This is a genomic window from Methylobacter psychrophilus (genome assembly GCF_025583945.1).
Lineage (GTDB): Bacteria > Pseudomonadota > Gammaproteobacteria > Methylococcales > Methylomonadaceae > Methylobacter_C > Methylobacter_C psychrophilus.
On sequence record NZ_JAOEGU010000027.1, the window covers coordinates 44,659 to 56,022 of the forward strand.

11 protein-coding genes and 1 pseudogene are annotated in these 11,364 nt (G+C 42.0%); 2 read left to right on the plus strand and 10 right to left on the minus strand.

All coding sequences use genetic code 11. The features are described from left to right. Positions 1-87: 87 nt before the first annotated feature. The 6 genes from dapD to N7974_RS13135 form a co-directional block, all read right to left on the minus strand. Positions 88-906, minus strand: coding sequence for a 2,3,4,5-tetrahydropyridine-2,6-dicarboxylate N-succinyltransferase (gene dapD / locus N7974_RS13110; protein ID WP_262966053.1), 819 nt, complete (start codon positions 904-906; stop codon positions 88-90). After that, positions 903-2,153: a succinyldiaminopimelate transaminase gene (gene dapC, locus N7974_RS13115; RefSeq protein WP_262966054.1), complete on the minus strand. Its 1,251-nt coding sequence runs from the start codon at positions 2,151-2,153 to the stop codon at positions 903-905. The genes dapD and dapC overlap by 4 nt, the downstream gene beginning before the upstream one ends. 150 nt (positions 2,154-2,303) lie before the next feature. After that, entirely contained in the window at positions 2,304-3,086 is a 783-nt protein-coding gene (locus tag N7974_RS13120; protein ID WP_243220226.1) for a M48 family metallopeptidase, read from the minus strand. Between the two features lie 258 nt (positions 3,087-3,344). Then, the gene (locus tag N7974_RS13125; protein ID WP_262966055.1) at positions 3,345-3,839 is read right to left on the minus strand and encodes a TlpA family protein disulfide reductase; all 495 of its coding nucleotides are present in this window, start codon (positions 3,837-3,839) and stop codon (positions 3,345-3,347) included. Between the two features lie 295 nt (positions 3,840-4,134). Further along, complete coding sequence (locus N7974_RS13130) at positions 4,135-4,851, minus strand: SDR family oxidoreductase (RefSeq protein WP_262966056.1); 717 nt, start codon at positions 4,849-4,851, stop codon at positions 4,135-4,137. Between the two features lie 252 nt (positions 4,852-5,103). After that, positions 5,104-6,015: a glycerophosphodiester phosphodiesterase gene (locus N7974_RS13135; RefSeq protein ID WP_262966057.1), complete on the minus strand. Its 912-nt coding sequence runs from the start codon at positions 6,013-6,015 to the stop codon at positions 5,104-5,106. A gap of 384 nt (positions 6,016-6,399) precedes the next feature. On the opposite strand from N7974_RS13135, the gene N7974_RS13140 reads away from it, so the two are divergent. Next, on the plus strand, positions 6,400-8,094 hold the full coding sequence (locus tag N7974_RS13140; RefSeq protein WP_262966058.1) for an ABC transporter ATP-binding protein/permease: 1,695 nt from the start codon (positions 6,400-6,402) through the stop codon (positions 8,092-8,094). Between the two features lie 22 nt (positions 8,095-8,116). After that, positions 8,117-9,274, plus strand: coding sequence for a glycoside hydrolase family 5 protein (locus N7974_RS13145; protein ID WP_317451607.1), 1,158 nt, complete (start codon positions 8,117-8,119; stop codon positions 9,272-9,274). 107 nt (positions 9,275-9,381) lie between these two features. Here the strand turns inward: N7974_RS13145 and N7974_RS13150 are convergent, their stop codons facing one another. From N7974_RS13150 to N7974_RS13165, 4 genes and pseudogenes are all read right to left on the minus strand, one after another. Further along, on the minus strand, positions 9,382-9,684 hold the full coding sequence (locus tag N7974_RS13150) for a hypothetical protein (protein WP_262966059.1): 303 nt from the start codon (positions 9,682-9,684) through the stop codon (positions 9,382-9,384). Beyond that, positions 9,685-10,002, minus strand: coding sequence for a BLUF domain-containing protein (locus tag N7974_RS13155; RefSeq protein WP_262966060.1), 318 nt, complete (start codon positions 10,000-10,002; stop codon positions 9,685-9,687). It lies immediately after the preceding gene. A gap of 203 nt (positions 10,003-10,205) precedes the next feature. After that, complete coding sequence (locus tag N7974_RS13160) at positions 10,206-10,889, minus strand: sensor histidine kinase (protein WP_317451608.1); 684 nt, start codon at positions 10,887-10,889, stop codon at positions 10,206-10,208. Positions 10,890-10,991: 102 nt separating this feature from the next. Beyond that, a pseudogene (locus tag N7974_RS13165) lies at positions 10,992-11,225 on the minus strand (PAS domain-containing protein); the annotation flags it as partial. Between the last annotated feature and the right edge of the window lie 139 nt (positions 11,226-11,364).

The window sequence follows — 11,364 nt, forward strand, 5'->3', positions numbered from 1 at the left end:
ACGTGTGTTTCATGCGTAGCGTAGATAACTCCCCGGTGATTCAGTAGCAGTGGCCGGATTAAGTTAAGGTTAACCCGGCCGGTATAATTAATCCCTTAATAGCTCATTAATGCCGGTTTTGCTACGTGTTCTTTCATCAACCTGTTTGATGATAACTGCACAATATAAGCTATAGCTACCGTCTGCTGAAGGCAAATTGCCGGATACGACCACAGATCCTGCAGGAATACGTCCGAAGCTGACTTCACCGGTCATACGGTTAAAAATTTTGGTGCTTTGGCCAATGTATACGCCCATTGAAATAACGCAACCATCTTCAACGACAACGCCTTCAACAATTTCTGAACGTGCACCGATAAAGCAGTTGTCGCCAATAATGGTAGGGCCTGCCTGTAACGGTTCCAATACGCCACCAATGCCCACGCCACCAGAAAGATGCACGTTTTTACCAATTTGTGCGCATGAGCCAACCGTTACCCAAGTATCAACCATCGTGCCGCTATCGACATAAGCACCGATGTTAATATAAGACGGCATCAATATTGCACCGGGCGCTATGTAGGAACCGTGACGGGCAACGGCATTGGGAACAACGCGCACGCCGGCTTTGGCGAAATCTTCTTCGGTATAATTTGAATATTTACATTCAACTTTATCGTAATAACGGGTGTTGCCACCGTCCATCATACGGTTTTCGTTAATTCTGAAGGATAATAATACGGCTTTTTTTAACCATTGATGCGTTACCCATTCGCCGTCGATTTTTTCGGCGACCCTTAGTGTACCTTTATCAAGCAGGTTAATGGTTTCGATAACCGCATTGCGGATTTCAGCTGAAACGTTAGCTGGAGTAATGTCGTTACGTTGTTCAAAAGCGGATTCTATAATATTTTTTAGGTGATTCATGGTGTTATATATAAGGTGTTAAGAAAGTTTTTAATTCGATGGGCAGCTTCTATACAATCCTCCAGTGGTGCAACCAAGGCTATTCTGACATGATTGACTCCCGGATTTATGCCATCAAATTCACGGGACAAGAAACTGCCCGGCAGAACGGTGATGTTTTCCCGGGCAAAAAGCTGTTGGGCAAAAGCGGTGTCTGAAATCCCTTCTAATCCCTCTTTATCAAAAGGGGACTCCAAAGGCTGGGGGATTTTCAACCAGACATAAAATCCGGCAGGTGGTCTCTCAATTTTGCAAACGTCAGCAAGAATGGCGATAAAAGCCGAGAATTTTTCACGGTATAAACGCCGATTTTCAATAACGTGCCCTTCATCCTGCCAAGCTTTAATACTGGCATGTTGGGTGGGTAAAGGCATGGCACAGCCCTGATAGGTACGGTATTGAAAATATTGCTGCAGAATATCGGCATCACCCGCAACAAAGCCGGACCTTAAGCCTGGGGCGTTGGAGCGTTTGGATAAACTATGGAAAACAACACAACGTTTAAATGCCTTGTTACCCATACGATAAGCCGTTTGCAGCAAACCAACAGGGGGCTGGTTTTCGTCATCATAGAGTTCGGTATAGCATTCATCGGAGGCAATAACAAAATCATACTTTTCCGCCAGATTAAGGAGTTTTTCATGGCTGGCTTGCGAGATCACTGCACCGCTGGGATTGCCGGGAGAACAGATATAAATTAACTGGCAGCGTTGCCATATTGCTTCAGGTACGGCATCAAAATCCGGTAAATAATTCGTGGCTTCCAGGGTGTTTAAAAAATACGGTTCTGCCCCTGCCAGTAGTGCTGCGCCTTCATAAATCTGATAAAACGGGTTGGGCATAATGACTACAGGGCTTGTGTTTGGATCAATCACACATTGGGCGAAAGAAAACAAGGCTTCGCGGGTGCCGCTGACCGGCAAAATTTGCGTTTCAGGGTTAATAAATTCTTCAGGAATCTGGAAGCGCCTCGTAATCCAGTCAGCAATAGCCTGCCTTAGCTCAGGGATGCCTTTTGTCGTTGGATAGTTGGATAATCCATGTAAATGGATTAATAGCGCCTCGGCAATAAAATGCGGAGTGGTATGAGTTGGTTCTCCTATGGATAGAACAATAGGATGCTTGTTTGCCGGTGGCACAATACCATATTTAAGTTGAGCCAGCTTTTCAAACGGGTAAGGATGTAAGTATTTTAAGTTAGGAGTCATTACTACGTTGCCCACAGTTTAAAAAAATTTCTTTTCCTGGTTGAGAAAACAGGAAAATAAAGGCAGTAAATTTCTTGTGAAATTTTTTAACATAGTCTTTTTTTCTGAATGATAAGGGACTATAGATCTCTACTGCCACTGGATTATTGTTTATTTACATCCAGGTTTTTTACCTGCGGCTTGCGCTTGTTGATACAAAATTAAGGCCTGTGGCATGTGTTGCTCCAAATTTTGAATACGCGAGGCGTGTGCCGGATGCGTTGACAAAAATTCTACCGGTTGTTGGCCTTGTGATGCCTGTTCCATTTTTTGCCATAGGGCGATGCTTTGTTTTGGATCAAAGCCTGCTTTTGCCATTAAATCGACACCGATTATATCCGCTTCACTTTCCTGTATTCGGCTATAAGGCATCAGTATGCCATATTCTGCACCGACACCCAGCAGGCCAAAGGCCGTCTGACCTAAAGCGGATTGCGGAGAGCCCATTGCCTGAATCATGGCCATGCCCTGACTGACAGCCATTTCTTGCGATGCCCTTTCATTGCTGTGTTTGGCGAGTACGTGTCCGACTTCATGACCAATGACCGCCGCCAGTTGATCCTGAGTATCAACCAGTGTAATCATTCCGGAGTGTATGCCAATTTTATTGCCGGGCAAGGCAAAAGCATTGGGTGATGTATCTTCAAAAACAATGACTTCCCACTGGCCACCTAATTGGCTGGTGATGGCTTGTGAAATACAGCTGGCAAGCTGATTATATTGACTGTTGGTGCTGGCTGGTTTTTCTTTTTTTAAGGTGTCGAAAGCCTGCAAGCCCATTTGGTTAATTTGCGTGTCAGGCATGACAATAAATTGGCTTCTGCCGGTAGGACTGGTGATGCAGGCACTTAATAGACAGGCAGCTATCAGAACAGAAAATTTTGTTTTGAACATAAAAATAAGCACCATTAGTTTTATAATAGCGGCCATTTTAACGCAAGTTTTTATCTGCGGCTGAAAAATGTAGCTCTTAAATTCAGAGCAGGGCTATGAAAACGTTTCATCATTAGCATAATCAGGTACTTTGCAGATTATGTTGCAATAACCATTTTGGATAGCAATCATTTCTCCCCGCTTTATATGTAGACGCTATATAGTCCAAAATGATTAAGCGACATTGTTTTCTGTAGGTCTTAATTAATTCATGGCTCTTTATTTTAAAATTTTTATTAATCGGCTGTCATAGTCGGCTTCTGATAACACGCCACTAACACTTTCGCGCTGATGTGTCTTATCGAAAAAATAAGTTCTGGGCAATTCGCCATACCATTTTGGATCGATTTCAAATTGTAATTTTTGTGTGTTTTCATCGGCATAAACCCAATTATCAATATCGACTAACTGGTTTTTTTTCAGGATCGACTGAATTTGATCAGTTTCGGAAATATCATCCGCTGCCAGCATGATTATTTTTAGTTCAGGTCTTTTTTTATGAATAAGGCTTAACAAGGGCATATCTTTAAGGCAGGATGAGCAGGTTATGGACCAGACTACCAGCATAAAAGGCTGATTGGTATTGCTCGCCAGTATCTGCTGATAGCTTCCGGTTAAAAAAGGTTTCAAATCGGTTGGCTCGGCTTGTATCGGGTTACTTAATACCGCTAATAAAATAACCAATGCACTCAGGAATTGTTTTTTTAATAACATGTTTCATCTCTATAAGTTGTTGGTCGTGTTCTATGGATGTCCGCGACAGAAAATGTTTTAATTATAACGAATTAACAGCATGGTTACTTGGCCTTTACCGGTAAAACAGAATGAATCTGTGCAGAAGCATCTAAATAGCGAAGAAAAGTTTGAGTTCGTTAACGAAATCAGCTTGTTTTTAAAAGTAAAATTGACATGATAGGGTGGTCACGAGGATCTGATCTATTGTTAGTCAGAACCTCGTTATAGTGGACAAGTTGGTGGGCAAAGGTGAAGTACCGTAGCGATCAATTTTTCAAATAACCTGGTGATTAAACGGCTGTAGCACCATCTCACTGACTACACCACTATCGGGTTGCTGGCATAAAAACCAGATAGCTTTGGCCGCTTCCTCAGCTTGAATCATTTTTCCCCTCTGAACTTTCAGGTCAATGCTATCCCAAAAAGCAGAGTCCACACCGCCCAGAAATAAATTGGTGATACGAATGTCAGTACGTTTTACTTCTTCCCGAATGCTTTGCATCATGCCTACCAGTCCGTATTTACTGGCGCAATAAGCGGCTGCGCCGGCCATGGGAACTTTGCCCAATACGCCGGGAATATTGATGATAAGGCCTGTTTTGGTTGCTTTCATGGCGGGTAAAAATGCTTTCATCAGCAAGAAAGGAACGACCAAATTAGCCTGCAATGTATTTAGAAAATCAGTTTCATCCAGCGTATCCATTGATTTAATGATGCCAATACCCGCAGCATTAATCAAAATATCAATGGTAGCAAATTGCTGGAAATATTTTTCTTTTAGCTCGTTTATAGAGTCAGGTTGAGAATCATTCAAAACAAAATATCGTTCAGTGGATACTTTACAAGCGGCAGCAACGGTTTGTAATTGCTCTTTATTTCTACCGGCCAGGAACAGATGAGCACCGCTGCCTGCCAGCAAAGCAGCTGTTTTACTACCAATACTGCCAGTAGCGCCGACTATAAGGACGTTCTTATCTTTTAATATTTGCATAAATAAAATTTTTGAGTTGATTAAGCAATATATCGGCTTTTTTGAATTTAGAAAATAAAATCGTCTAACGGCTGTTACCCGATTTTCCCTTATCAGCGTTTTGCCGATCCTCCTTACTTATTAAAAGGTTGGGATATTTATCTCATTGAAGGTTATTTATTTTTTAAACAATATCATTTCCATCAACGAAGACTTGTGTTGTATCGGATCAGCATGAAAAGCATACGGACACTTGAGTTAAATAAACCAACATCAATATTCCAATAAAACATCTTGTACCCGATTAGGAAAGTCGGAAATCAAGCCGGTCACACCGGTGGTAATTAATTGGCGCATATCGTCTTTATTATTACACGTCCAACCATTGACATAGCGACCGGTACTTCGAACCTCAGTAATGCCGTACTGGTTCAGTTTTCGGCTTCCGGGTGAATCGGGTTCATTATAGCAATTGGGATGATAGGCATCGGCGTCCAGTAAGCGTAGATAATCATTCAGGTTTTCAATTTTGTCACTGGTTAAAATGGCAATGGCGATGGTTTTTGTGAGTTGACGTACTGTTTTTAACTGATCATGGGCAAATGATGAAATCACAACCTGATTATCCATTTTCATCAACTCAACCAGCTTGACAACTCCTTCTGCCAGTTCTGTCGCAACATTGGGCTGCGTTTTTAGTTCAATGTTTACCATTATGTCGGCATGTCTGGCAAATTCCAGTGTCTGTTTTAAAGTGGGAATCTTTATGTTGCCGGAGGCATAGAGTTGAATATCTTGTGGAGTTACAAACCGGGTTGATTCTTCATCCGTTAATGATTGTAAAAATTCCTGTCTGTTGAATGCAGGCAAAGATAATTGTTCGATATACCAGCTACCGGCATCCAGGGTGATCAATTCATCGTAAGTGAAATCCTCGACAGTGTAAGTCTTACGGCCAGGAAATTTTAATTTAACATCAGTGCAGCGGGTTAATTGTTCGTCATGATAAACGATTAATTCTCTATCCTTTGAAAAACGAACATCCATTTCAAACATCTGACAAGCAAATAGCTTGGCCTTTTGAAAGGCGACCAAGGTATTTTCCGGTGCAAATGCCCGCGCCCCCCGGTGGGCTATATTTAAAATGTCAGCGGTTATTTTTCCTGGTGTACGTAATGAAATCATATTCAAAATTACTTAAATTATTTAAGATAATAGCCAAGAGTTAATATACCGGATAATAAGTGGGCGATGATTCCAGATTAATGTTTTGGGTGTCATTGATTCGTCATTATTGGTTAATATTAACAATTTTTAAACCAAAAATTATAAGACTATCTTGTTAAGATGATACTATCAGTAAAATAATATTAGTACGCCAAAGTGCTGAAAATTTAATCGATGGTTAGAAGCATGGGGCTTCCAGCTTGAGGTAAAAAGAACAGGAAGTTATTTTTATAATGATCTCTTCTAAAAATAATAATAAGTAAAAAGATACACGTCAGCATTCATTAATAAAATGATGCTGTGGTTAATGTATTTATTTCATCTCAATGAGGAGAATCATCTATGCAAGGTCAAAATGGATTTTTCATTCAATTTTTACGGTTAGCCGGCCCCTTTTGGAATTCCGAAAATAAGGTTGTTATCCGCAATCAGACATTAGCTTTAATAATTCTTACCGTCTTGCAGATGGCTCTTGCCGTTATTATTACGGAGTGGAGTGCAGCGCTGTTCAATGCCCTTGAACAGCACTCCATGTCCGGATTATTGGAACAGGTTGGCTATCTGGTTTTGATTTTTGTAACCAGTATGGCTGTCACTGCTATGCATATGAAAGTTAAGCGGCATTTGCAAATCGGCTGGAGATCGTGGCTGACAGAGCGTGTAATCGGTCAGTGGATGAACAAAGGCCGACATTACCTGATTTCTCATATACAGACAGTCGACCATGATAACCCTGATGGCCGGATAGCTGAAGATATCCGTATTGCAACTGATGAAGCCATTACTCTTTGTCATTCGCTATTCTATAGCTTGTTGTTACTCATTAGTTTTACCAGTATTCTCTGGGAGCTTTCCGGGGTTTTTATTCTCGATTTGGGGGCGTTTAAATTTCCTGTTTATGGCTATTTGGTCTGGGTAGCGATAATTTATTCAACTCTCGCTTCTGTTTTGGGGTGGTGGGCAAGTCGGCCGTTAACATTGACTACCAATGCGATGCAAACTGCTGAAGCCAATTTTCGCTTTGGGTTGGTAAGAGCGCGTGAAAATTCTCAGGCAATTGCCTTGATTCATGGCGAGACTAATGAAAAAAGACGATTTCTGTATTTTTTTCAAAATATTACCACATTGTATGACCGTCAAACCCAAGCTTGGGCAAATATTCTGCTCTTTAACTCAGGTTATGGTGTGTTGTCCATGGCGTTCCCTATTCTGATCGCTGCGCCACGCTATATCCTCGGCAGTCTTAGTCTCGGTGCGTTGATGCAAGCTGTGCAGGCGTTTCAACAAATGTCTGCCGCGTTGTCTTGGCCAGTCAATAATATGGCTCCCATTGCACAATGGCGTGCCTCGGTTGAGCGTGTTTTAGGATTAGTCAAAGCTTTGGAGGATTTGGAACTGGAAATAGCCCGCCCTGATCCGCAACGAATTTTGTTGGAAAGACCCGATAAGTCCACTTTGTGTTTTCGTGATCTGTGTATCTCCCAGCTTGATGGCAAAGTCATGATCTGTGGTCTAAATGCCGAAATCAGACCGGGTGAGCGTGTACTGATTTCTGGTGATGTTTTTACAGGAGCCAGGCTTTTTAAAGCAATAGCCGGTCTCTGGCCTTGGGGTCGGGGCAGTATTGAATTACCGGATGGAGAGCCTATGTTCTTTATGCCGCCACGCCCGTATTTACCGGACGGAACCCTGCATGCTGCGATTTGCTATCCGTCTGATGCTGAAGCCTTTAGCTCAGCTTCGATTGATGCGTTACTCAAACTCGCAGGGCTTGGGGAATTACGAAGTCAACTTGAACAAACAGATGCCTGGGATAAAGTATTGACGCGTGAGCAGCAACAGCGTTTGGGATTAGTGCGATTATTATTGTATCGTCCTAAATGGATTCTTTTGCAAGAAGCCTTCGACTCGCTTGACCCCGATGGTGAAGTATTAATGTTGCGTATTATTTGTCAGGAATTACCTGACGCAGCTCTACTCTCGATTACCAATCAACCCTCGGCGGTAGCATTTCATCACCGGAAGATTATTCTGTGAATTTTCACGTTTGTAATGAAGAGTGACTATTTTGAACCAGGAACTTGATAGTAAATTTGGCAAGAAATTGCGGGGCGTTAATCTGGGTGGTTGGCTGGTGTTGGAAAAATGGATGACCCCCAGTCTTTTTGAGGGTCTTCAAGCGACAGATGAAACATCATACTGTGTTGAACTAGGTACAAGTGCTGAAAAATTACTCAAAAAGCACTGGGACACTTTTATTACCGCCGAGGACTTTGCCTGGCTTGCCAAAACCGGAATAAATGCCGTTAGAATCCCTGTTGGTCATTGGCTATTCGGGCCGGATTATCCTTATCATCCGTCCTATGGCGCCTCTTTATATCCCTTTGCGGACGGTGGACTAGTCATTCTTGATCGCGCATTTGACTGGGCAGAGCAATATGGTTTGTCTGTTGTGCTGGATTTACATGCAGCACCGGGTTGCCAAAACGGCTTTGATAATGGCGGCATCCTGAATGTTTGCGAATGGCATACCCAAGAAGACTATATTAATTACTCATTGGATCTGTTGGAACGTCTGGCCGAGCGCTATCACAGTCGGCCTGCTTTACATGGCATTGAAGTATTAAACGAGCCGCGTTGGGATATTGAAACCAATCTGTTAAAAACATACACCATAGATGCCTATCAGCGTATTCGTAAATACTGCCGGGCAGAAGACGTCGCCGTCGTTTTTCATGATGGCTTTCGGTCTTTTCATGAATATGCCGGGTTTTTAACCGAACCCGAATTTTGCAATGTCGTGTTCGATATACATCGTTACCAGTGTTTTGTACAGGCCGATATTGACCTGGATATCTATGGTCATATCCGCAGTGCAGTTGTCGATTGGAAACACGAGGCGGATGACATTAACGCTACTTTGAGTTATCCCGCTTACGTGGGTGAATGGAGTTTGGGGCTGCATCTAAAGTTCGTGTCACTTTGGGCTGAAGGCCCTTTCAAGGATACCTTGCAAGCGATGGACAGTTTTCAAAAATCACTCGCATATCGAGCTTATGCTGCTGCCCAACTGATAACTTTTGAGGCGTATCAGGGCTGGTTTTTTTGGAGCTACAAAACAGAAACAGCTCCTGAATGGTCTTTTCGTGACTGCGTTAACAGAGGCTGGTTACCTGACAACTTTGCCAACGAAGCACTGGGTCAGAATAACAACTGAATGCTTGGCAAACCAGGCCGAAAGTAAATTTTTTTCGTTCGTAACGTTTTAACTGGCTATGAAAAAACCAACATTAGCCCAAGCTCTTCTAAAAGTGGGTTGATTTATTATAGCTGACACTTGGTATGATGGATTGAGGGTAGGTTTGTGCCCACTGCCATCATCGCTTCAAAAGAGATGATACTTGATAAATTAGCATCAATAATGGGTTGAAAAGCAAAGGAAATATTGGAGGTTCGCTCTGTTGCGGGTTGTTCTATGACAGAAGATGTTCGTGGAGAATGTTCTAAACTCCTCACTTTTGTTTGCCAAAGCCCTTCTTTACAAGCACTTAATATTCTTTTAGCTCGTCCTTTATCCAACTCTCCAAGACAAGAGGCATAAGTAAAAAAATCATTCATACCTGTCAATTATTCTACTTCCTCAGAAGTAACATTGGCATAACCCATAGTCCATTCACCGAAAGAACGATTAGGTATTGTTTTCCGCATGATGGTAACCGCTTTTGTATGTCGTTTATCTTTGCTTATTTTTGCAAATAACGCATCAACAACAGATTCTTCTCCTTCTAATATTTGGAAAAAGCTTCCTTCTGTGTAAAGCAACATCCCTGTAACATCAGTGTTACCGTTATACTGCCGAGCTTTAGTAAGCAAATCAATCAGATCATCTTCCGAAAACTTGTACGCTGCCGCACTGCTGTATATTAAATGAATCAGTTGTGTCAAAACTGCTAGCTTTTTATCTATAGATTCTCAGATAAATAATTTCGATGCTAACGGATAACATCCCTTGAAGGGATGGTATCCGTAGAGTTTGCAGTGATGTGAGTTGGAAATTTAATTTCTGAAAGTCTATAGTCGCGTTCTAATAATGTCAGGCCCTTCAGGAGTCAACATTTCATCAATTTAATCAAGCCTGTTAACGCTCATCAGACATTATCTGTCTTTATGGGTAGTGAAAAATAAAATGTGCTTCCTTTTCCAGCTTGGCTGTTAAATTTCAAATAACCTTCATGGGCTTCAATAATGGAGCAGCAAATAGATAAACCCATACCCATACCTTCTGCCTTGGTGGTGTAAAAAGGCATTAATATTTGCTGTTGCTGATCTTCAGGAATGCCCGAGCCATTGTCTTTTACTCTAACTTCTATGCTATCATTCGGCGTTAGCAAGCTATAAATGGATATCTCTTTTTGTCGGTTTTCAGAACAGCTATTTAAGGCATCCTCGCTATTTCTGATCAGGTTTATGATGACCTGTTCAATTTGAATATGATCAATATTAATTAGCGGCAAAGAATCTTGTAATTGAAGGCTTAGCGTTATATTGCTCTGCTTTAGTTTCGGCAGACACAGACTGATCGCGTCTTGAATTAATTCATTAAGGTCAGTATCTAAACTCTGCTTGGTATTAGATTTAACAAACTCCCGCATACGATTAATAATCTGTCCTGCCCTTAATGCTTGTTGCTGGGTTTTGTAGGCTACCTCGGCAAGCTTTTCCAAGTTAGGATGTTCAGCTTTCATCAGGTTTAAACTGGCTTGCGTATAGGTAGCAATGGCCGTTAAAGGTTGGTTAACTTCATGGGCGATGCCGGATGCCATTTCGCCCATCAGCCCAAGGCGCGTGACATGAGCCAGTTGGTTTAGATGCTCTGTGTCTTGCTGTTCCTGGTATTTACGCTCACTGATATCCTGAGAACAACCCACAAATCGCAAGGGGTTGTTCAATGCATCGTACTGCAATTTACCGGTGCTACAGATAAAACGAATGGTGCCATCGGATAATCTGATACGAAAAACCAGTTCCCGCATGTCTTCTCCCTTTAGGGAATCGTTTAACCAACTGTTTCTCAGGTCCAAGTCTTCAGGAAGGATCAAATCACCAATCGCTATCATCGTGTGTTCGAATATCTCGGGGGTAACGCCAAAAATGCGATACATTTCGTCTGACCAACTTAGTAGACATCTTTCCTAAATAATCAACATAGAGCTTGGTCTTAATAAGGTTAAAATAGCGACCTGCCTTTGAAAACACGGATAGCCATGACCCCTTATGCCCAACTGCCCAAGCACAAGCCTGAAGAAT